Origin of the sequence: Streptomyces sp. NPDC086777, assembly GCF_040702065.1 — a bacterium.
Classification (GTDB): domain Bacteria; phylum Actinomycetota; class Actinomycetes; order Streptomycetales; family Streptomycetaceae; genus Streptomyces.
The window spans coordinates 60622-82191 of the sequence record NZ_JBFBJI010000023.1 but is presented as its reverse complement, the minus strand read 5'-3'; the positions used below and the strand labels follow the sequence as shown (position 1 = coordinate 82191).

The following is a 21570-nucleotide window of genomic DNA, read 5'->3' as shown; positions in this document are numbered from 1 at the left end:
ATCTTCCCCGCCGAACGGCCTTCAGGGGGTGGCGCCCGCCACACTTCCCGGTCCTGATGTCACACTTTTTGCGTGCCGCTGACTTTCGACGACCTTCTCGACCGCGCCTGTTCACTCGCCGGACGGGCGGCGCCGCGCGCGATCCTCGGCATCGCGGGCAGTCCCGGTGCCGGCAAGACGACCCTGGCCCAGCAGCTGGTGCGGGAGCTGAACGGCACCGGTGAGCCGTGGGCCGCGCATGTGCCGATGGACGGCTTCCACCTTGCCGACGTCGAGTTGGAACGCCTCGGCCTGCGGGACCGCAAGGGGGCGCCCGCGACCTTCGACGCGGCCGGGTACGCGGCGCTGCTGCGGCGGCTGCGCGCGGAACCGGACGTCGTGGTGTACGCGCCGGGCTTCGAGCGGGTCCTGGAGCAGCCGATCGCGGGCGCGATCCCCGTCCTGCCGACCGCCCGGCTGGTGGTGACGGAGGGCAACTACCTGCTGCTGAGGGACGGCCTGTGGGCGCGGGTGCGGCCGGCCCTGGACGAGGTGTGGTTCTGCGAGATCGACGAGGGTGAGCGGGTACGGCGACTGGTCGCCCGGCACGAGGAGTTCGGCAAGGGACACGAGCAGGCGGTGGCCTGGGTGGCGGGCACCGACCAGCTCAACGCCGACCTCGTCGCCGCCACCCGTGACCGGGCCGACCTGGTGCTCACGGCGCCGACACTGGACAGCGCCCCGTAACTGGAACGCCCGTAAGGGGCGCTGGCGGAGGAACTGCGCGACAAGCCACGACGGCGCCGCGGCCGTCGGACGGCCTGTCGCGGCACTGCCGGCGAAGCCCTCAACACGCGGCGAGAGCCAGCCCGGGAACCCCGTGCCCGTCCTCGGCCCCGATGACCGCCGTGAACGCCTCGGTGCGCACCGTCAGGTCGCCCTCGAACGTCGGCGTGAAGTCCCCGCCGGGCCCGTACCGCACGGCGAACACGTGCAGGTGCTCCGGCGCACCCGGCGCCGGTTCGGCCTCGTACGCCGTGGAGGCGACCAGGTGGCGCCAGCCCTCGTCCGGGTTGCCGTACCCGCGCGGGTCGGCGGCGAGGAGGAACGCGGCCTGCTCCTGGGTGAGTTCGGCACGCGCGTCGAAGTGGTCGGCACCCTGCCCGGCCGGGTGCGTGAGGCGCAGGGCGCCCGCCGCGGCGACCTCGCCCTCGGCGACGCGGCGCACCCGGTCGCCGTCGTCCGCCGCGTAGGGCAGCCCGGCCAGCAGGTACGGCGCCCCGTTCAGGCGCTCCACGGCCACCGTCACCCACAGCCGGGTGCCGTCCGTGACGTACAGGGAGCGCACGTGGCGCAGGACGTGGTCGCGGCCCACGACCGGTTTGGCGACCAGCTTGGCGGTCAGGCCGTCGGCACGGACGTCCCGGACCCGCACCTCGCCCATCGGCCGGCAGTACAGGAAGCCGTCCAGGACCGGGCCGAAGCCGTGCTGTCGGTTCACCGCCGCCGGCAGGTGGTAGGTGCCGCCCGCCTCGATCAGGGACGGGGTCATGCGCTGGTCGAAGGCCACCGAGACCGATCCGGCGCGGAGTTGATGGCGGGCCGGGGCCGTCGACGGTTCGCGGTACCAGGGGGTGGTGTCCTGGATCTGCCAGACCAGCATCCAGGCGAAGTGCCCGTCGACACCGCCGTCCGGCTTGACCGCGTACCGGCCCCAGGTGGTGTCGCCCCGGTAGCGGCCCAGGTCGGAGCGGATCCGGGCACCGAAGTAGCGCAGCCCGAGCACGGATTCGAAGCCGGAGTGCTGTTCGCTGTAGCGGGGGCCGCCGTTGTCGAAGCCGCCGTTCGGCAGGCGGGCGTCGAGGTAGCGGGCGAGCGCGTCGCCGTCCTCGGCGAACATCTCCGCGCCGCTGATCCGGTGCGCCTGGGCGAGGAAGGAGAGGGAGATCGGGCCGTAGTTGTTGTCGTAGGCGCCGCCGTGCTCGGGCGGCAGCAGCGCGCCCCGGTCGAGGACGCGGTGGGCGCGGATCCTGCTGGTGTAGAGGTCCAGCGCCCGCTCCCGGACGGGCTCGGCCTGCTCGGGCGGGAGGTGCCGTGCCAGCATCAGGCCGCCTACCACGCACCCGATGGCCTGGTTGCCGGCCTCCTGCGGGTTGAAGAAGGTGGCCTCGGTCAGCCAGCGCCAGTAACCGCGGCCCACCTCCAGCAGCTCCGCGCGCTGTCCGTCGTCGACGAGTCCGTCGGCGAGGTCGAGGATGTTCACGGCCTGGAGCAGCGCCCAGACCGTGCTCGGCCAGTCCCCGATCGGGTGCGCACCCGCCGCCAGGACGTAACGGGCGTACGGGAGGCCGGAGTTGCGGACGGTGAGGTTCGGGTAGCCGGGGTTGTCCCCGGTGTGGACCCGCTCGCGCAGGTGGAAGGCGAGGCTGCGGCGCACCGCCTCCGGCAGCCGTGGGTCCCTGGACCGCTGCCAGGCCAGGGCCAGCAGGGAGGTGACGCCGAGGGAGGTGTCGCCGATGTCGTCGTCGGCGTCGGGGTGTTCGAGGTTGCCCTCGGGGGTGAGGCGGGCCAGCGCCTGTTCGACGACGTCGGCGAGGACCGCGTCGTACGCCTCGAGGGTGGACGGCAGGTCGTGCAGCGGGCCGAGCTGGCGCGGCAGGTGCATCGGAGGAGGTCAGCCCTTCGTTCCGGAGGTGGCCTTGGCGGGGTTCGTCAGGGGCGGCGGGCGCGCAGGGCGACGGTCAGTGTCTGCGGGCCGTGCCCACCGAGGTAGACCCGGTTCCCGGTGGTCGCGTCGGTGCCGCCCACCACGGTGTGGTCCTGCCCCGGGTCGTACCGCAGTACGTCCGTCCGGTCCGGCCCGGCGAGCGGTTCGCCGGTCTCGACGACCGCCTCGACCCGGATCTCGTCGGCACCGGCCCGGTAGCTCATCGGCCCGCCCGTCAGGCACCAGCGCCCGTCGCCGATCGCTGCGGCACCCTCGGGCACGCCGCCCGGCCGGAAGGTCAGTTCGAGGGCCCAGGGCACCCGTGGTCCGTCGATCTCGATCCGCAGGTCGACGCCGTCCTCGCGCAGTTCGGCTTCGACACGGGTCGTCTGGGAGACCTCGTCCCGGGGCCGGTCGGGGAAGGCCATCGCGGCCGAGAAGCGTCCCTCGTCCGTCATCCGGTAGGCGCCGTCGGCCTGTCGCCGGTCCGGCGGGAGCGGCTGGTAGTAGGCGGCCGTCAGGGTCTCGGTGAGCCGGTAGCGGTTGCCGCCGAGCTGTTGCACGTCTTCGGCGCGGAACGGGCCCAGGTCGAAGAAGCCGCGGGAGAGGCGGACCGCGTCGAGGACGGCGTCGCCGGCGAACAGCCGCAGGAAGGTGGGGTTGCAGGCGAGGCCCGAGCGGATGCGCCGGTGCCGGGGCACGTCCGAGCCGCCGTACAGGACGCTGTGCGCGGTGGCGGAGGCGTGTGAGGCGAGGCGCGCCGTGGTGAGGTACCGGGCGCGGGGCAGGGGTTCCGGCGCCGGTGCCGGCAGCGTGCGGCACAGGTCGGGGGTAAGGAGGGTCTGGGCGAGCAGGACGGGGTCGTCGATGCCGGCGGCGGCCGCCAGCCGGGCCGCCCGGCTGAGGTCGCCCCGGCCGGTGCGGATCGCGAGCAGCCGGTAGTGCGGCAGGTAGGGCGCCAGCGGGTAAGGGTGTCTCTGGTCCTGTCGTCGCGAGTGGACGGTCTCCACCGTGCCGTCCGGCCTGATGAGGTCCAGGGTCGCGGTGAGGTTGCGTTCGACGGCGTCCCGCAGGTCGTCGCGGCCGAGGACGTCGGCCAGGAGCAGCAGCGACGGGTTGGACACGTGGGACGCGTAGACGGCGCTGCGTTCCGAGTACAGGCCCTGCGCGTCGATGTCGACGCCCTCGGCGAGCCATGCGTCGATACGGTCGAGCAGCCGGCCGTCCGGGAACGAGCGGTGCAGCCGGGCCAGCGCCGCGCAGAGCTCCCAGCGGTGGTTGGGGGTGTGCACCCCGCCGGTCAGGAGAGCCGCGGTGGCGGCGCCGGCGATCTCGGCGAGCGCGGCCGTGACGTCGCGCAGTTCCGGCCCCGCGCCCGCGGCGAGGACGTGTGCGTCGCACACGTCGTTGACGGTGAACGCGGAGTCGGGTGGTGACTGGACGTTGTCGCCGCCGGCGAAGAGGCCGGTGCCGGTCTGCGCGGCCCCGAGGGCGCGGAGGTGGGCCATCGCGGCGGCGACGGCCTGCCCGCTGCCGTGCAGTGCCGAGTCCGGGGAGCGGTAGGCGGCGACCAGGGTCTTCACCCGGCGGGCCAGGACACGGTGGGTCGCGTCGACGAGCTCTCCGTCCGGGTCGGCCGCCAGCGGGGCGGCGGACCGGTCGGCCGCGCCGGCCGCCGCGCGGACGAACTCGTGGTCGAGCGGGGTGGGCACGGTCAGTCCTTCAGTCCGGCGTTGATGTCGGCGCTCATGACGTACCGCTGGAACACCAGGAAGACGAGGATCAGCGGAATCATGGAGATGACGGATCCGCCCAGCAGCACAGACCAGTTGATGTTCTGCGCCCCGACGAGACTCTGGATGCCGATCTGCACGGTGAACTTGTTCGGGTCGTTGAGCATCAGCAGCGGCCAGATGTAGTCGTTCCACCGCCACTGGAAGGACAGGATGGCGAGGGTCAGCATGATGGGCCGGGAGATCGGCACCATGATCCTCAGGAAGATCGACAGTTCACGTGCGCCGTCGATGCGGGCGGCCTCGACGAGTTCGTCGGGGACCGTCAGGAAGAACTGGCGGAACATGAAGCATCCGGTGGCGGTGAGCACGGCCGGGAGGATGATGCCGCCGAAGGAGTTGTAGAGGCCGAGGTCGCGGACGACCAGGAACTCCGGGGCCAGCATGACCTCGGACGGCAGCATCGTGGTGGCCAGGATGCAGAGGAAGAAGGCCTTGAGCCATTTGTTGTCGTACTTGGCCAGCGCGTAGCCGGTGCAGCAGCTGACGCCCACCGTGAGGATCGTCGTGATCACGCACACCAGGGCGGTGTTGATGAAGTACTGGGAGAAGTTGGCGCTGTCCCACGCGGCCTTGTAACCCGACAGGGTGGGGTGGTGCGGAACCACCGTCAGCGGGAGGGAGAACAGGTCTCCGGCCGGCTTGAAGGAGCTGAGGATGAACCACAGTACCGGCAGCCCGTAGAGGGCGGCCAGGATCCACAGCAGGGTCGTCGCGGGTACCGCGCGCCGGAGCCCGCCGTCGCGCCCGCCGCGGGGCCGCTTCTTGGACAGGGCCTTCGCGGAGCCGGCGGCGACCGGGCGCGGCGTGTCTGTGGTGGTCATCGGTTCTCCATCCGCCGGTTGGCGACCAGCTGGATGATCGCGACGGCCATCAGGATGAGCATGAGCACGAACGACGCGGCGCTCGCGTAGCCGATCTGGCCCCGGTTGAATCCGGTCTGGTAGATGTACTGGACAAGCAGGTTGTTCGAGGTGCCCGGTCCGCCGTTGTTGAGGGAGACGAACAGCGGGTACTCCTTCATCGCGTTGATCGTGTTCAGGAGGATCACGATGAAGGACGTCGGCGCGATGCTCGGCAGCGTGATGCTGATGAACTGGCGCCAGGGGCCCGCGCCGTCGAGCGACGCCGCCTCGTAGTAGGAGGTGGGCACGTTCTTGATCGCCGCGATGAACAGCAGCATCGAGAAGGCCGTGCCCCACCAGGCGCCCGCCATCACGACCACGCCCAGCGACAGGTCCGCGTTCGACTGCCACGCGATCGCGTGCCCGCCGAGCTTCTCGATGACGTAGTTGATCAGTCCGAAGTTCTCACCGAACAGCCAGCGCCACAGGACACCGACGACGATGGGCGAGATGAGCCACGGGATGAAGAAGACGACCCGGGCGATCGAGGCACCCTTCGCCTGCTTGCTCACCACCAGGTTGGCGATGAGGAGCGAGAGCACGAAGTTCAGCGGCACGACCAGCACGGTGTACAGCAGCGTCCGCGTCAGCGCGTCGTAGAAGGAGGAGTCGCCGAACAGGTTCGTGTAGTTGTCCAGCCCGACGAACTGGAACGCCCCCACGCCCGTGTAGTTCGTGAAGGAGTAGACGAGCCCGATCACCGCCGGCCACACGAAGAACAGTGCGAAGAGCACGACATTGGCCGCGATGAGGACGAGCGGCGCGAAGGTGTAGGTGCTGCGTCGCCTGGGCGGGCTCCCGGACACGTCCGAGGCGCGTTTTGTCATCTTCCTGACTCCGTGCTGTGGGGATGGATTGCGTGAGCTCAGGCCGTGAGCCCGTGATCGTGGGGGCGCCCGGTCCGGGCGGCGGTGGGTCGACCCCGCCGCCCGGACCACGGGCGGCCGGTCAGCCGCCGACCTGCTGGTTGTAGCCGTCCACGATGTTCTGGAGGGCCTTGTCGGCCGACTGCTGGCCGTTGATCGCCTTGCCGAGCTCCGTCTTGGTCGGGTCGGTGGTGAGGCTCTTGCCCTTCAGCACCCAGGCGCTCTGCGCGTTGTTGAAGTAGCCCGAGATCGGGTCGTAGAGCGGGATCTCCTCGTTGTACAGCTTGAAGGCCGCCTGCGCCGCGTCGGAGGTGAAGGGGTACTTCGGGCTCAGGCCGCTCTCGACCGGCAGGAACCCGGAGGTCTCGACCAGTTCGGTGTACTGCTTCGGGTCGTACACCCAGGACATGAACTTCTTCGCGGCGGTGGCCGCGGCACCGTTGTTGTTGAAGCCCACCATCATGCCGCCGCTGTTGACGTCACTGGCCTGCACCGGCTGGGCGGGGGTCGGGACGCTCGCCCACTCGAACTTCTTGATGCTGTCCGCGAAGGAGGCGACCTGCCAGACGCCGGACCAGTAGGCGACCACGTCACCGCTCTGGAACATGGCGGACGGGTCGGCGCCGCTGGTCCACACCGACTTCGGCATGGTCTTGTCGTCGTTGAGTCCGACGAAGTACTTCACGGCCTTCTTGGTCGCGTCGTCCACCGAGAACTTGCCGGAGGAGTCGGCGTGGACGTACTTGCCGCCCATCTCGTACACCATGGCGCGCAGCCGGGACGGCGACTGGTCGAAGGTCAGCGAGTACTTGGCGCCGGTCTTCTCCCGGACCTTGTTGGCCGCCGCGATGAACTCGGTCCAGGTCCAGGTGTCCGAGGGCGAGGTCGGGACGGAGACCCCGGCCTTCTCGAACAGCGTCTTGTTGATGAACAGGCCGGACGCGGTGACGTCCGAGGGGATGGACAGCACCTTCCCGGACGAGTCCTTCGCGAGGAAGTTGGCGTTGATGTTGTAGCTCTTGTCGTTGGCGACGGAGCTCAGGTCGATCAGCTTGTTCGACCAGATCGGGTCGAGCGCCGGCACGTCCGCGACGTCGGGCAGCGAGTTCGCCTGGGCGGCGTTGTGCAGCTTCGTCGGGTAGCCGTCGTAGGGGATGTTGACGAGCTTGACGTCGACGCCGGTTTCCTTCTTGTACTGCGCCACCAGCTTCTTCCAGCCGGCGTCCTGTCCCGGAACCGTGGAGATCCAGAACGTCAGTGACTTCGAGGTCCCGCCCGAGCCGGACCCCGACCCACAGGCGGAGAGCAGCAGGGCTCCTGCCGAGGCCACGGCAGCGAGGGGAATCAGGCGGCGCATACCGCCGCGGCCGAGTCGGCTGGAGCGCCGCACACCCACAGTGGTCATCTTCGATCCCATTTCGTCGAACGGACGGAGCACGGCGCCGGCTGAGGCGGCACTGGTGCATTTTGAAGGAAAAGTCGCTTTCCGGGGGCCGCGGCCTCGCCCGGCCGCATCGTCCACGCGGGGTGAGGTCCCCGGCCGTCCTGGCCGTCACCGCACGGGCACGCCCTCGTGCGGTTGCCGTACGTCGTGTACGGGCTGGGAGGCTCGCCCCAAGCCGGCGTCCCGGCCGACTTAGAAAGCGCTTGTCCGGACATTGGCAGACCGATCAGGAAGCCGTCAATCCTTCACCCGCGCGCCTTCGGTCACGGTTTGGACTCCCTTGGCCACGGCGAGCCGGGCGGCGCCCACCACGGTACCGAGATCGCCGATCTGGCTGCTGACCACCTCGGTGGGCCAGCTCAGCCGCCCCAGCTCGGCCCGTACGCCGGGCAGGACCTGGGGGTCCGCGCCGGTGCTGCCGCCCAGGACGATCAGCCCCGGATCCAGTACGGCGGCCACCGCCGCGGCCAGCCGGCCCACGTCGGCGGCGTGCCGGGCGACCAGGGCGCGTGCGGGCTCCCGGCCCTGGGCCGCCAGCGCGAAGAGCCGTTCGGCGGTGTGCGGGCACGGGCCGTCGGTTTCCGGCCAGACCTCGGCGGCCCGGCGCAGCAGGGCCTGCGAGCCGACGTAGGCCTCCAGGGCCTCCTGGCGGGGCTCCCGGTCGTCGTCCCAGGGGTAGGGCAGCCGGGCGAGCTCACCGGCCGCGCCGTTGGCGCCGCGCAGCACGTGGCCGCCGATGACGATGCCCAGACCGATACCGACGCCGATCCGCAGGTAGCCGAAGGTGTGGCGGCCCCGGGCGGCGCCCTCGTGGAGTTCGGCGAGGGCCGCGCAGTTCACGTTGTTCTCCAGGTGGACGGGGACCCCCGGCGGCAGGGCGACGGAGACCGCGTCGAAGACCGGCCCGGCCTTGGCGGTCGCCGGGCGCATGCCGGTGCCCGCCCGGTCCGGGGCGGTGACGTCACCGATGGCGACGACGATGGCCCGCAACGGGGCGCCCGCCGGCAGCGCGGCGAGCGCCTCGCGGACGGCGTCGGCGGCCCGGGGGCGCGGGGTGTCCGCCTCGGCGAGCAGGGTGCCGTCCAGGGCGCAGGCGCGCACCCGGATACGGGCCGGGCCGAGGTCGACGGCGAGGACGGAGCCCGCGGCGGGCCCGAGGCCGTAGACGGCGGCGGAACGGCCGGTGCCGCTGGAGGCGGTGCCCGAGTGGGTGGCGAGCCCGGCGCCCTCCAGCTCCGCGACGGCGGCGGAGACCGTCGGCTTGGACAGGCCCGCGAGGCTCGCGAGCTGCGGCCGGGTGGCGCTGCCGGCCTGGGTCAGTACGGCGAAGACCGCGCCGGCGCTCTCGGTGAGCCGGGGGGCCTCAGCCACGACGTGTTCCACAGTTCCCCCATGGGTCAGGGGCCGCGCTCCCCCGGGTGGCGGGAGATGCGGCGATGCGGTGCCGTTGTGCCGCGCGGTTCTGGCCTCGACAGCGTCCGTTGATCGAGTCCGCGGCAACTCTTGACGCACTGTACTTCGTTAGTTAACTTCCTAACGAAGTACACGGTACTCGCCTGCCGTGCTCCGCAAGAAGCCCGTCCCGGGGCTTCCCGACGTGCTCGACTCCTGTTCGGCCAGGAACGGTTCGCCCGCCGTCGCAGCACAGCGCAGAGCTCTTCGGCGCTGTTCGCCCGGACGACGAAAGAGGATCCGTGCAGGACACATCTTCTCCCCCGCTCGTGGTCGGGATCGACGTGGGCGGCACCAAGACCCAGCTCCGCGCCCTCACCGGCGCGGACCGGGTCGCCGACCTCGTCCGTCCGAGCAGCGGCTGGCGGCCGCACGACGCGGCCGCCGCGGCCCGCTGGCTGACCGCACTGGTCCACGACGCGCTGCCCCCCGGCACCCGCCCGGCCGCCCTGGCCGTCGGCGGGCACGCCTGCGAGACCCCCCGTCAGTGCGCCGGCATCGCCGCCGCCCTCCGGGACCTCCTCGACGTGCCGGTCCGGGTGGTGGGCGACGCCGAGCTCCTCGTCCCCGCCGCCGGCCTGGACAAGGGGGTCGGCCTGGTCGCCGGCACCGGCTCGGTGGCCGTCGGCCGCCAGGCCGACGGCAGCCCCGTGCAGGTGGGCGGCTGGGGTGCGGTCCTCGGCGACGAGGGGGGTGCCGCCGGACTCGTCCGGGACGCCGCCCGCGCCGTCTGGGCCGCGCACGACCGCGGTGCAGCCCCCGACGCCCTCGCCGCCGGACTCGTCGCCGCCTTCGAGGTGGCGGAGGTACCCGCGCTCGGCGCCGCCCTCGAGGGCGCCACCGACGTCTCCGCCGAGTGGGGCCGGCACGCCTCGGTGCTCTTCGCCGCGGCCGACCGGGGCTCCCGGCTCGCCGCGGACGTGATAGCCGACGGCGGCCGCGCCCTCGCCGGCCTGGTGGCCCGGCTCGCCGCACGCGGTCTCGCGGTGGACGACGTGGTGGTCGCGGGCGGCACGATCCTGTCCCAGCCGCGCCTGTACGACGCCTTCGCCGACGCGCTCGCCGAGGCCGTCCCCGGGGCGCGGCCGCAGCCGTTGCGGCTCCCGCCGGTCGAGGGAGCGGTGGCGCTGGCGCGTTCGCTCCTGTGAGAAACCTGTCCGCAGCCCGTGGGTCCAGCAGCACTGGACCACGGGCCGTTCGAGGCTGCGAACACGCAGGTCCGAGGCGGTTCTTCCGGTGAACCACGGGGCCGTCGTTCAACTCGGGGCCATACGGCGGTCGTCGGGCGATGGCCGCCGGTACACGAACTCGCCCTAGAACTTCGCTCGTTCAACACTTTTCGCACGCGAACCCACACGCTCGCACGCACCTGGAGCAGCGGCCGTCCGCGTGAACTCCCCCAGGACTCAAGAGAGGCACACCCATGCCGTCACCTGCCGGGCACCACTCCGCTTCTCCGACCCGTGGAACCGCCGTCGGCCGACGGGGGTTCCTGAAGACCTCGCTCGGTGCGTCGGCGGGTGTGCTGGCGGCCCCGACCTTCGCCGGCTGGCTCGCGGCCGCCGACGCCAAGGCCGCCACGGCCCTTGCGTTCGTCGACGACTACAAGACGAACATCAGCACCAACCTCACCGCCGACACCAACGCGGTGGTCCGCATCCTCGGCGGCTTCGCACGGATCTGGAAGACCGGCTCCGCCTGGAACACCGGCAGCGTGCTGCGCGCCGACATCCTGCGCGACAACATGCGCTACTGCGCGAAGACCACCAGGAAGCGGAGCGCCGCCGACGCGAAGAAGGCGTTCGTCTACGACCGCCAGCACCAGAGCTACGCGATGATCGCCGGCCTCGGCCCGCTCGCCGGCCTCTACAAGGCCGGTTCGCTCGCGGTCACCTCGATCACCAGTGCCCCCGACGGCACGCCCGCCACCACGATCAACGACGCCGTCCCGGCCGACGCCCCGGCGGGCGCGGTGCTCGGCGCGGGCTCGCACGACTCGGCGCTCGGCAAGGTGGCCACCCTCGTCGACACCCTGCGCGGCAACTACGCGTCCGGCAACCCGTCCAAGTACGCCTACCAGTACCCGCGTCCATGGCGGATGAACGAGGACAGCGAGGTCGTCGACACCGGGCGGACGGACGCCTACGGCTTCCCGGTCTACGACTCCGACGTGGTCGTGGCCCCGCAGCTGCTGCGCCAGCGCAGCACCTCCCCCACCGACGACGGCGGCTTCCCCTCCGGCCACACCAACGCCTTCCACCTGGCGGGCCTGGCCTACGCGTACGCGGTGCCGGAGCGCTTCCAGGAGCTGGTCACCCGCGCCCTGGAGCTGAGCGACACCCGGATCGTGGCCGGCATGCACAACACGGTCGACGTGATCGGCGGCCGCGTCATGGCCACCGCCCTGGCCGCCGCCACCCTCGCCGACCCGGCCAACGCCGACCTGAAGGCGGCCGCCCGCGCCCAGGCCCTCGCCTACTTCGCGGCGCAGACCGGCTCCACCGCCGACACCCTGTACGCCTACGCCCACTCGGCCGGCGTCGAGACCGACCCGTACGCCGACCGCGAGGCCAACGAGCGCGCGGCCACGCCCCGGCTGACGTACATCCTGCACCGGGAGGGCCTCGAGCTGCCGTTCGACGTGCCCAAGGGCGCGGAGGTGCTGCTGGAGACCCGGCAGCCCTACCTCACCGCCGACCAGCGCCGCGAGGTGCTGCGCACGACCGGTCTGCCCTCCGGGTACGTGCTGCTGGACGGGCCGGAGCAGTGGGGCCGCCTCAACCTGTTCGCCGCGGCGGACGGTTACGGCGCCTTCGACGCGGACGTCACGGTCACCCTGGACGCCGCGGCCGGCGGCTTCGCGGCGGCGGACACCTGGCGCAACGACATCGACGGCCCCGGCGGCCTGACCAAGAAGGGCACCGGCACGCTGACCCTGACCGGCGACAACGACTACCGGGGCGGCACCGTGCTGGCCGGCGGCACCCTGGTCGCCGGGTCCGGGCAGGCGCTGGGCCGCGGGGACGTCCGGGTCTCGGCCGGTACCCTGCGGGTCGCCGGGGAGCTGTTCGTGCGCGGCACGTACACGCAGGACGCGGGCGCCCTCGCGGTCACCCTGGCCAAGGGCCGCAAGGCGCCGCTGACGGTGAAGCACCTGGCCGTCCTGGGCCGGGGCACCACCCTGTCCCTGAACCTCGACACCGAGCGCCCGCCGGCCGCGGGCAGCATGCTGCCGGTCGTCGACGCGCCGCGGCTGCGCGGCCAGTTCGACACGGTGGAGCTGAACTCCGGCACGCTGCGGGCCGTACCCGTGTACACGGCAGACGGTCTGTCGGTACGACTCGTGAAGCGGTGACGCGCCCGGTGGCGGGAGCGGTGCGACAGTAGGGCCCATGACTGCTCGCGATCGCTCCCGTCACCGCGGGCCCGGTGTCCCCGCGGGGCGGATGATGGCAAGCGAACAGCAGTCGGTCCTCGAACCCGACGTCCCCGACCTTTCCGTCGGCGCCGGGCCGCTCCCCCGGCGCCCCGCCGCGGCCCGGCTGACCGCCGCCCTGCGCGCCCGCCGCCGGTGGCTGGTGCCGGTCCTCGTGGTGCTGCTGCTCGGCCAGATGGCGGCGGCCATGGTGACCACCGCGGTCCAGCAGACCCCCACCATCGACGAGCCGGTCTACGTGGCCACGGCCACCGACTACCTCCACGAGCACCGGCTGCGCTACAACGTCGAGCACCCGCCGCTCGGCAAGCTCGTGATCATGGCCGGGATCGCCGTCGCCGACCCCCACTACGACCCGTCCTACCGGGGCGACCAGGGGCAGGTGGGCCGGCACCTGCTGTACTCGTCGGGCAACGATCCCTGGCGGGTGATGCTGTGGGCGCGGCTGCCGGTGATCGTGCTGACGCTGCTGTTCGGTCTGGTGGCGTTCGCCTTCGCCCGCGAGGTCCTCGGTACGGCCGCCGGGCTGCTGGCGCTCGCCCTGTACTGCTTCTCGCCGGACGTCGTCGCGCACGGCTCGCTGGCCACCCTGGACGTGCCCTCGGCCGGGTTCGTGCTGACGTCGGCGTGGCTGGTGTGGCGGGCCCGGCGCCGGCCCCGGCTGTACCTGCCGGCGGCCGGGGCCGCGCTGGGGGCCTCGGTGGCGACGAAGATGAGCGCGCTGCCCGCGATCCCCGTGCTCGTGGCGCTGGCGGTGGTGTCGGTGTGGGGGGCGCGGCCGGGTCGTGCGCTGCGCGCCCTCGCGGCCGCTGCCGTGGTGACGGTGACGGCGGTCGCCGTCGTCTGGCTCTCCTACCTGGCGGTCGATCCCCGGCTGCGCGCGCTGCCCACCGAGCCGGTGCCCGCGGTGCACGGTCTGCGGGGCCTCCTGACCGGCCTGCTGCCCTTTCCGGAGTCCTACCGCGACGGCATGCGGATGCAGTTCGCGCTGGAGGACTACCCCTGGCAGGGCTATCTGTTCGGGCACCTCTACACCGGCTCCCGTTGGTACTACCTGCCGGCCGCCGTGCTGGTGAAGACCCCGCTCGGCATGCTGGCGCTGTGGGCGGCGGGCGCCGTCGCGCTGGTGGCGGTACGGCGGCTGCGGCGGGCCGCGCCCTACCTGCTGGTGCCGCCGGCCGTGCTGCTGGCCTCGGCGATGACCGGGTCGCGGGACTTCGGGACGCGCTACGCGGTCTTCATGCCGATGTTCCTCGCGGTGGCCGGGGCCGCGGCCCTGACGGTGCGCCGACGCTGGGCACGGCCGGTCGGCGGGGCGCTGGTGCTGTTCGTCGCGGTGAGCTCGCTGCGGACGTTCCCGTTCTATCTGCCGTACGCCAACGAGGCGTTCGGGGGTCCGGCGAACACGCACCGGTGGCTGCACGACTCCAACGTGGACTGGGGGCAGGACCTGGGCAGGCTCGCCGACCGGCTGGCGGAGCGCTACCCGGGCGAGCGGATCTGGCTGGTCTACAAGGGCAGCGGCGTCCCGGCGTACTACGGGATCCACGCCGCCGACCCCCGCAAGGTGGCGCCGGGTCAGGTGCACGGGCTGCTGGTCGTCTCCGACTCGTCGGCCGCCAAGGCGCGGGGCAGGCTGGCCGAATTGATCGACACCAGCCGTCCGGTCGATGATGTCGGTCATTCGATCACCATCTATCGGCGGTGACCGTACGATCCACCCCATCCGCCGGCGCGGGCCACCGCATCCGTCGCCGGTGAGGCACCGGAATCCCGGTGCTGTTTCCGCATCCCGGGTGTCCGGCGCCGGGACGGTCCGGCGTACCGCACAACCCCTGGTCACCACGGTCCGTGAGCTATGTTGAGTCCTCGTGGGAGACAAAGGAGGCGCTTCGGTGCCATCGCCGCAGCAGGCACGTGCACAGGCATCCGCGATCACCTCGGGCAAAACCGTGCCGGAGGCGGAGGCCGCGCCCACCTCCCAGCTCCGTGAGCTCTTCGACGGCCCCCGGCTCTCCCCCGGCCAGCGCCGCATCGCCCAGTACCTGATCGACCACATCACCGAGGCGGCCTTCCTGTCGATCACCGACCTCGCCGAGCGGGTCGGGGTCAGCCAGCCCTCGGTGACCCGGTTCGCGGGCGCGGTCGGCTTCAGCGGCTATCCCGCGCTGCGCGAGCGGCTCCAGTCGATCGCGCTGCGCACCCTGGCGGGCGGCACCGGGGCCGCCACCGAGCAGCGCAGCAACGAGCTGCAGGCCGCCGTGGACGCCGAGATCGAGAACCTGGAGAACCTGCGCCGGGACTTCGCCGACCCGGACCGGGTGATCTGGATCGGCCGCGAGCTGTCCCAGTCGTCCCCGCTGACCGTGCTGGGCCTGCGCATCTCCGTCTCGCTGGCGGAGTACTTCGCCTACGCCGCCCGCCGTATCCACCCCGACGTGCGGCTGGTGACCCGGGGCGGCAGCGTGGCCTACGACGCGCTGCTGCAGTCGCGCGAGGCGGGCGGCACCTGGGTGCTGGCGTTCGGCATGCCGCGGCACGCGCAGGAGACGCTGACCGCGATCCGGGTGGCGCGCACGGCGGGACTGCGGGTCGCGCTGGTGACCGACCTGGCGCTCGGCGCCCTCGCCGACGAGGCCGACGTCACCTTCAGCACCGGCATCGGGTCCCGCCTCGTCTTCGACACCTACGCGGCGCCCGGTCTGATGGCCGCCGCCCTGCTCCAGGCCATGACCGACGCCGATCCCGGACGCACCCAGGCGCGGCTCGAGGAGTACGAGCAGGTCGCCGAGGAACACCAGTTCTTCCTCAAGGACTGACCCCGCTCCGACGTCCTCGCGGGACCCCGTAAGGGGAGTATTCACCTGATTTCACGCATGAATGTTTTCATGCGTCTTGCAAACCGGACGGCATATATAAATACTGCTGATGGATCACCCACCCGGCCCACTCCGGGCATGTTCCGCACCCGAGGACGCACCGCTCGCTCGCACCCGCCCCGAGAAAGCCGACGGACCGCCCATGCGCACGCAGCACCACCCGCAGTGCCGGCGGCCGGCGTCCGGGGCCTCGCACGGACACCCCCAGCCGCCGTCTCCTACCCGCGTCGGCGCCGGGGTTGTTCGAACGGGCATCGCCTCTGCGATCCGCCCGCGGCGGCTCCGGCCATCCCCTAGGCCGGAGCCGCCGAGAACCCCGTCGAGCACCCTCACGACGCCGCACACCCGGAAGCGATGACCATGACTGTGACGACGACCGCGCGCATCAGCCCCGACTGGCCCTGCCAGGTGAAGGCACCGGGCAGTTACGACTGGGAGCGCTCCGCCGCCAGGTGGCTGCGCGAGCTGGTCCCGGCCCGCTACGCCAGCTATCCGGCACTGATCCGGCACCCCGTGCTGCTCGCCCGGCACGCGCAGATCCAGGTCCAGCAGGAGGTCCGGGTGGCGCGCACGGCACTGCAGACCGCACGGGCCGAGCTGCCCCTGCTGGGCCTGCCGGAGTCGGTCATCGAGCACACCATCAAGCTGTACGCGGCGGAGGTCATGCAGCTGCAGCACATCGCCCGCAGCGTCCGTGTGGTCACCGAGGCGCTCGTCGGGCACAGCACCGGCCGCTGACGAATATCCCTTCACGGATGCCCATGTCCTTCACGGATCGGCTACGAGTGTGATCGGGCGCACCGTCCTGTGCGATGCTCGACCCGTGACGAGCGAGTACGTGCCTGCCGTGGACACCGGTGCCGTCGCCGAGTCGGCAGCCCTGGCCAGGATCGTCTCCAGGCAGCGCGCCGAGCTGGACCGGCTGCGGGAGTCGGCGGCCACTTCCGCGGTGGTGGAGCGTGCCAAGGGTGCCCTGATGGCCACCACGGGCTGCTCCCCCGACGCCGCCCACGAGGCGCTGGCACGGCGGGCCGAGACCGGCAACCGCACGCTGCTGGAGGAGTGCTGGCTCACCCTCGGCGCCCTGATGCCCACCCCGCCCGCCGCCACGGTCCCCGACGCCGAACCGCTCGCCCCGGCCGCGTCCCCCGGGACGCCCGCCGCGCCAGGCACCGCCGAGGTCCTCGGCCGGCTCGGCACGGCCCTGCTGCACGTCGGATCCCCGCAGGAGCTGGCCGAGGCGCTGCACGAGCACCTGGCACCCCGGGTCGACGCCGACGCGGTGCTGCTGTACCGGCGGCTGTCCGGCGGCGGGCTCGAACTCGTCGGGCACGCGGGACTCGACGCGACGCTCGCCGCCCGGTGGCACCAGGTGCCGCCGCTCCACGGGATCGCCCCGCTGGAGGCGCTGAAGGCGGGCGAGCCGCTCTGGCTGGAGCACTTCGCCGAGGACCGGCAGGTGTACCAGCTCATCGACGAGCCGCCCCGCCACTGGCTGTCCCGGGCCTGGGTGCCGGTGACGACGGACACGGTCCTCGGGGTGCTGCGGCGCCCCGCGGCCCCCTTCGCCCGCGCGGACCGTGAGCTGCTGCAGTCCGTCGCCCGGCTCGGCGCCGGCCGGCTCGGCGCCCTCGGCACCCTCGACGCCCCCTCGGAGCCGGTGACCTCGGGGCTCGCCACGGCGGTGCAGTCGGTGCTCGACGCGCTGCCGGGCGCCACGGTCCTGCTGACCCCGCTGCGCACCGCGGCCGGGGAGGTGGAGGACTACCGCATCGAGGCGGCCACTCCCGGTGCCGTGGACATCCTGGGCCGCACCGGCCGGGAGCTGATCGGCTCGCACATCCTGGAGAGCTATCCCTCCGTCGCCGGGGAGTCCCTGTGGCAGGGGTACCTGAAGACGCTCGCCGGGGGCGACCCGTACGAGGGCGAACCGTTCGTCTACGAGGAGATCGTCGCGGGCATGACCGTGACCGCCACCTATTCGGTGCGGGCGGCGCGGCTCGGCGACGGGCTGCTGGTGACCTGGCTGCGGCACGACACCGAGGAACGGCAGGAGCAGCGGCTGGCGGAGCTGCAGCGGCTGGGCAACCTCGGCTGGGCGAACTGGAACCTGGTCACCCGTCAGGTCAACTGGTCGTCCCAGGTGTACACCATCCTGGGCCGCGACCGGGGGCGGGGAGCGGTACCGCTGGACCTGCTGCCCGACCTGGTACTGCCCGAGGACGCCCCCGCGCTGGCCCGTGCCGTCGCCGGACTCGCCCGTTCCGGCCGGTCGTTCGACGTGCCGTTCCGGATCAGGACCGGGAACGCGGTACGGCATCTGCGGGCCGTCGCGGAGGCGGTCAGCGCCGCGGACGGCACGGTCGTCGAGGTGCACGGCTTCGTGCAGGACCTCACCGCGCAGCGCAGCGCCGAACTCGCCCTGGTGGACAGCGAGCGCGCGATCCTCGTACAACGCGGTGTCCTGGACGCCGAGCGCGCGCTCGCCGCCCGGCTCCAGCACGCGCTGCTGCCACTGCCCAGCAACCCGGTGCAGCTGCACGGGCTGCGCGTCGAGGTCGCCTACCTGCCCGCACAGGCGGGGGTGCACGTCGGTGGTGACTGGTTCAGCGCCATCGAACTGCCCGACGAGGCGGCGCTGTTCGTGGTCGGCGACGTCGCGGGACACGGTGTCGACGCCGTCGCCACCATGGCCCAGCTGCGGTTCACCGCCAAGGGCATGGTGAGCACCGGCTCCTCCCTGACCGGTGCGCTGGCCCGGCTCAACTTCCTGCTGCTGCACTCGCGCGACGCCCAGTCCACCGCGACGCTCGTCCTCGCCCGCTACGACCCCGCCGAACGGCGTCTCGCCTGGGCCCAGGCGGGGCACCCGCCGCCTCTCCTCGTGCGCGGGGGCAGGGCCCACCACCTCGACCGGCCGACCGGCATGCTGCTCGGCGCGTCGGCGGATCCGGTCTACGAGTCCGCCGAGTTCCAGCTGGAGCCCGGCGACCGGCTGCTGCTGTACACCGACGGCCTGGTCGAGCGGCTCGGCGAGGACATCGACGCGGGCCTGGACCGCCTGGCCGCGGCCGCGCTCGCCGCCGGCCCCGCCTCCCTGGACGCCCTCCTCGCCGCGATGCTGACGGGCGAACGGCGCGACGACGTGTGCGTGCTGGACATCCGGGTGCCGGTGGAGGGCGAGGAGCAGTCGCCGCCCCGGGCGGTCAGCCACCGGTGAGGCTGGTGCGCGACTCCAGGGCGCGGCGGGTGTCGTCGCCGTAGACACCGCGTTCGTCGCCGCTGATGCCGTACCAGACCTGGAAGCGTTCCACGGCGGCGGTCAGGGCGGCGTCGTAGGTGCCGCCGGTGGAGCCGTCGCGGTAGACGTCCGGGATGCGCAGCAGACGCTGCTCCAGCTCGACGACCTCGGGGCCGGTGTCGCCCTGGCGCAGGGTGCCGGCACCGTCGGGGTCGGCGGAGGTGTCGGAGGCCGGCGGCGTGGAGGCCGGTGCCGTGGTGGCCGACCGCGACGGCTGGGCGGCCTCGGCGGTGCCCTCCCGGCCGGGCAGCAGCAGGGCGCATCCGAAGCCGACCAGGGCGGCCGCGCCGACGGCCACCACGACGGCGGCCCGGCGCAGTCCCGGTCCGAAGCCGAAGGCCCGGGACGGGTCGGCGCCGTGGCCGTACCCGTGGCTCCCGGGTGCGGTGCGGGGGCCGTCGGTGACGGGCGGCAGTTCCTGGGTCTCGTCCTCGGTGCCGGAGCCGAAGGAACCGGCGCCCGGGCCGAAAGAACCGGTTCCCGCACCGGTGCCGGAACCGGCGGCCGGTTCGAAGGCCTCGAACTCCGCGGGGCCCCGGCTCCCCGCCGCCGCCTCCGTCGCGTCCCCGGTCCCGCTCGTCCCCCGGGCGGCCTCCGCCTCCGCGTGGAACTCGCGCATCAGCTCCGCGAGGGTGTCGAGCCGGCGGGGACGCAGGACCCGGACCGGTTCCAGGACCGGTCCGCGGTGCGGCTGTTCAGGGTCGGGCGGTGTCGACACACTGCTCTCCTTCCACTCCCCGTGCGGACGGGGGGTCCACGATCCCCGAGAACACATACGGGAGGACCGCCCCACCGGTTCAGCCCGGGAGGGCGAGCGGGCCCGGGACGGCGGATAGAGCACTCAGTCCCCCGTCCTGCTGCACCGAGTGCCATGCCGGTCGGCGGAATGCTACGTTCGCGTCCATGAGCTCCAGCAGCGTGGCACCGCCCGCCAAGCCGCCCATGCGGGACGCCCTGGTGGCGGCGGCCTTCCAGCTCTTCCTGGAGCACGGGTACGAGCAGACGACCGTCGACGACATCGTCGCCCTCGCAGGGGTCGGGCGCCGCTCGTTCTTCCGCTACTTCCCCTCCAAGGAGGACGTGGTCTTCCCCGACCACGAGGGGTGCCTGGCCGACATGACCGCCTTCCTCGCGGCGGGCGACCCGCGGTGCGAGCCGGTGCGGCGGGTGTGCGACGCGGCGCGGCTGGTGCTGCGGATGTACGCGGAGAACCCGACCTTCTCGGTCCAGCGCTACCGGCTCACCAAACAGGTCCCGGGGCTGCGCGCGTACGAGCTGTCGGTGGTGTGGCGCTACGAGCGCGCGCTCGCCGAGTACCTGCGCGGCCGGTACGCCGGCCGCCCGGACGGGACGCTGCGGGCGGACGTCGTGGCGGCGGCCGTGGTCGCGGCGCACAACAACGCGCTCCGGTCCTGGCTGCGTTCGGACGGCCGGATCGACGCGGAAGAGACGGTCGGCCACGCCCTCGGGTACGTGCAGGCCGCGTTCGGCACCGAGGCCGCCGCCCCCACCGCGGGCGGGGCGTCGGCCGCGCTGTTCGGCGGCCCGGCGGAACACCCGGACGACGTGGTCGTGCTCGTCTCCCGGCGGGACGCCCCGCTGTGGCGGGTGGTCCAGGAGATCGAGACCGCGTTCGGCCGCGCCTGAGTTCCGGGAGACCTCATATTAGGGGTACGCAGTGCCTTTACGGTTGGCACTGAGTGCCATACTCTGTCGACGTGCACGGTGGCACGGCCAACCGGGCACAGGCGTGCCCGGCCGGCTCCGGACACGCGGGATTCCGGGCGAGCGCAGGGAGTTGACCAGCGTGTACCACCACTCGACGAGCGCCGTGCAGTCGGCGGTCGGATTCGCGACGGGCGTTCTCGACCCCGCGCCCGCGGACCACGCCAAGGACGCCATCGTCTACCAGCGCTGCACCTGGTGCGGCACCGCGACGTACCACCGGCTGCTGTGTCCGGTGTGCCAGGGCAGCGAACTGCGGACGGAGCGCAGCGAGGGCACGGGCACGGTCCGCCACTCGACGGTCGTGCACCGCAACACGCCGGCCGCGCGCAACGTGTCCCTGATCGAGATGGCCGAGGGGTTCGTGGTACGGGGCCGGGTCATGGGCCCGCCGATCGGCATCCACAGCGGTGACCGCGTCAGGCTCTCCACGGCCAAGGACCCGGTGCGGGGCGAGCCGGTCTTCCAGCTGCTGGACGAGCCGTACCGGGCCTGGAGCTGACGGTCGGAAATCCGGTTGCCCGGCGACCGGACCCCCGGGCGAGGATGGGCCCATGGACGACATACAGGCCCAGGTGGCGGCTGCGATCGCGGGCGAGCTGCGGCTGATGGATCCCGCGGTGCGCGCCTCCCGCGAGCTGGCGGCCGAGCTGCTGGACCCCGAGTTCGTGGAGGTGGGCGCGTCCGGCCGCAGGTCCACGTACGAGCAACTGCTCGCCGAACTGCCGGACAAGCCGGGCGCGTCACCGGACGGCCCCCGGTACGAGCCGTCCGGCATCACCGGTACCGTCCTCGCTCCCGGCCTGGTACAGGTGACCTTCGAGGCCCGCCTCGGCAGCCGCCGCTCCCGCCACAGCTCACTGTGGCGCCGACACGACGAGCGAAGCGCCTGGCGGATGTACTACCACCACGCCACGGTCGTACCGCCCGGCGTCGAGTAACGCGCGAGGGGCAACACCGTCGAGTCCGCATGCGGGCGGACCGCCCCCGAACTCGACAGGTGCCGCCCCGCCCGCACGCGACCTGTTCACTCCGGCCTCCCCGAGGTGATCCGTTCACTCCGGACCCACAGGCAACCCACAG

17 protein-coding genes are annotated in these 21570 nt (G+C 72.7%); 10 read left to right on the top strand and 7 right to left on the bottom strand.

The genetic code is table 11. The annotated features are described in order from the left end of the window. Positions 1–72 precede the first annotated feature (72 nt). Positions 73–726 carry a nucleoside/nucleotide kinase family protein gene (locus AB0472_RS29290; protein ID WP_366360644.1) on the top strand — a complete coding sequence of 218 codons (654 nt, stop codon included), beginning with the start codon at positions 73–75 and terminating at the stop codon, positions 724–726. A 100-nt stretch (positions 727–826) separates the two neighbouring features. Here the strand turns inward: AB0472_RS29290 and AB0472_RS29285 are convergent, their stop codons facing one another. The 6 genes from AB0472_RS29285 to AB0472_RS29260 all read right to left on the bottom strand — a co-directional run bounded on the left by AB0472_RS29285 (position 827) and on the right by AB0472_RS29260 (position 9065). After that, positions 827–2644: a hypothetical protein gene (locus AB0472_RS29285; protein WP_366360642.1), complete on the bottom strand. Its 1818-nt coding sequence runs from the start codon at positions 2642–2644 to the stop codon at positions 827–829. Between the two features lie 47 nt (positions 2645–2691). After that, positions 2692–4398, bottom strand: coding sequence for a hypothetical protein (locus AB0472_RS29280; RefSeq protein WP_366360640.1), 1707 nt, complete (start codon positions 4396–4398; stop codon positions 2692–2694). A gap of 2 nt (positions 4399–4400) precedes the next feature. Further along, positions 4401–5303 carry a carbohydrate ABC transporter permease gene (locus tag AB0472_RS29275; RefSeq protein ID WP_366360638.1) on the bottom strand — a complete coding sequence of 301 codons (903 nt, stop codon included), beginning with the start codon at positions 5301–5303 and terminating at the stop codon, positions 4401–4403. Continuing rightward, positions 5300–6211, bottom strand: coding sequence for a sugar ABC transporter permease (locus AB0472_RS29270; RefSeq protein WP_366360636.1), 912 nt, complete (start codon positions 6209–6211; stop codon positions 5300–5302). Before AB0472_RS29270 ends, AB0472_RS29275 begins: the two co-directional genes overlap by 4 nt. Before the next feature lie 121 nt (positions 6212–6332). Beyond that, complete coding sequence (locus AB0472_RS29265) at positions 6333–7655, bottom strand: sugar ABC transporter substrate-binding protein (RefSeq protein WP_366360634.1); 1323 nt, start codon at positions 7653–7655, stop codon at positions 6333–6335. A gap of 276 nt (positions 7656–7931) precedes the next feature. Beyond that, the gene (locus AB0472_RS29260; protein WP_366360632.1) at positions 7932–9065 is read right to left on the bottom strand and encodes an ROK family transcriptional regulator; all 1134 of its coding nucleotides are present in this window, start codon (positions 9063–9065) and stop codon (positions 7932–7934) included. Positions 9066–9388: 323 nt separating this feature from the next. Between AB0472_RS29260 and AB0472_RS29255 the strand changes: the two genes are divergently transcribed. From AB0472_RS29255 to AB0472_RS29230, 6 genes are all read left to right on the top strand, one after another. After that, positions 9389–10294, top strand: coding sequence for a BadF/BadG/BcrA/BcrD ATPase family protein (locus AB0472_RS29255; protein ID WP_366360630.1), 906 nt, complete (start codon positions 9389–9391; stop codon positions 10292–10294). 275 nt (positions 10295–10569) lie between these two features. Then, positions 10570–12501, top strand: coding sequence for a phosphatase PAP2 family protein (locus tag AB0472_RS29250; protein ID WP_366360628.1), 1932 nt, complete (start codon positions 10570–10572; stop codon positions 12499–12501). A gap of 37 nt (positions 12502–12538) precedes the next feature. Next, positions 12539–14290 carry a phospholipid carrier-dependent glycosyltransferase gene (locus AB0472_RS29245; RefSeq protein WP_366360626.1) on the top strand — a complete coding sequence of 584 codons (1752 nt, stop codon included), beginning with the start codon at positions 12539–12541 and terminating at the stop codon, positions 14288–14290. A 187-nt stretch (positions 14291–14477) separates the two neighbouring features. Further along, positions 14478–15401 carry a MurR/RpiR family transcriptional regulator gene (locus tag AB0472_RS29240; RefSeq protein WP_366360624.1) on the top strand — a complete coding sequence of 308 codons (924 nt, stop codon included), beginning with the start codon at positions 14478–14480 and terminating at the stop codon, positions 15399–15401. A 414-nt stretch (positions 15402–15815) separates the two neighbouring features. Beyond that, positions 15816–16199, top strand: coding sequence for a hypothetical protein (locus tag AB0472_RS29235; protein WP_366360622.1), 384 nt, complete (start codon positions 15816–15818; stop codon positions 16197–16199). Between the two features lie 85 nt (positions 16200–16284). Then, the gene (locus AB0472_RS29230; protein ID WP_366360620.1) at positions 16285–18681 is read left to right on the top strand and encodes a SpoIIE family protein phosphatase; all 2397 of its coding nucleotides are present in this window, start codon (positions 16285–16287) and stop codon (positions 18679–18681) included. Here the strand turns inward: AB0472_RS29230 and AB0472_RS29225 are convergent. Further along, the gene (locus tag AB0472_RS29225) at positions 18668–19480 is read right to left on the bottom strand and encodes a peptidoglycan-binding protein (protein ID WP_366360618.1); all 813 of its coding nucleotides are present in this window, start codon (positions 19478–19480) and stop codon (positions 18668–18670) included. The genes AB0472_RS29230 and AB0472_RS29225 overlap by 14 nt on opposite strands. A gap of 185 nt (positions 19481–19665) precedes the next feature. Here AB0472_RS29225 and AB0472_RS29220 point away from each other — a divergent pair, with 185 nt between their 5' ends. From AB0472_RS29220 to AB0472_RS29210, 3 genes are all read left to right on the top strand, one after another. After that, the gene (locus AB0472_RS29220; RefSeq protein ID WP_366360616.1) at positions 19666–20409 is read left to right on the top strand and encodes a TetR family transcriptional regulator; all 744 of its coding nucleotides are present in this window, start codon (positions 19666–19668) and stop codon (positions 20407–20409) included. 160 nt (positions 20410–20569) lie between these two features. Further along, positions 20570–20989, top strand: coding sequence for a zinc ribbon domain-containing protein (locus AB0472_RS29215; RefSeq protein WP_366360614.1), 420 nt, complete (start codon positions 20570–20572; stop codon positions 20987–20989). Positions 20990–21041: 52 nt separating this feature from the next. Further along, complete coding sequence (locus AB0472_RS29210; RefSeq protein WP_366360612.1) at positions 21042–21428, top strand: nuclear transport factor 2 family protein; 387 nt, start codon at positions 21042–21044, stop codon at positions 21426–21428. Positions 21429–21570 lie beyond the last annotated feature (142 nt).

Excerpts from the sequence above, each read along its gene's own strand:
- AB0472_RS29285 (WP_366360642.1), bottom strand. The coding sequence starts at position 2,644 with ATGCACCTGCCGCGCCAGCTCGGCCCGCTGCACGACCTGCCGTCCACC.
- AB0472_RS29275 (WP_366360638.1), bottom strand. The coding sequence starts at position 5,303 with ATGACCACCACAGACACGCCGCGCCCGGTCGCCGCCGGCTCCGCGAAG.
- AB0472_RS29270 (WP_366360636.1), bottom strand. The coding sequence starts at position 6,211 with ATGACAAAACGCGCCTCGGACGTGTCCGGGAGCCCGCCCAGGCGACGC.
- AB0472_RS29265 (WP_366360634.1), bottom strand. The coding sequence starts at position 7,655 with ATGACCACTGTGGGTGTGCGGCGCTCCAGCCGACTCGGCCGCGGCGGT.
- AB0472_RS29250 (WP_366360628.1), top strand. The coding sequence starts at position 10,570 with ATGCCGTCACCTGCCGGGCACCACTCCGCTTCTCCGACCCGTGGAACC.
- AB0472_RS29245 (WP_366360626.1), top strand. The coding sequence starts at position 12,539 with ATGACTGCTCGCGATCGCTCCCGTCACCGCGGGCCCGGTGTCCCCGCG.
- AB0472_RS29235 (WP_366360622.1), top strand. The coding sequence starts at position 15,816 with ATGACCATGACTGTGACGACGACCGCGCGCATCAGCCCCGACTGGCCC.
- AB0472_RS29220 (WP_366360616.1), top strand. The coding sequence starts at position 19,666 with ATGAGCTCCAGCAGCGTGGCACCGCCCGCCAAGCCGCCCATGCGGGAC.
- AB0472_RS29210 (WP_366360612.1), top strand. The coding sequence starts at position 21,042 with ATGGACGACATACAGGCCCAGGTGGCGGCTGCGATCGCGGGCGAGCTG.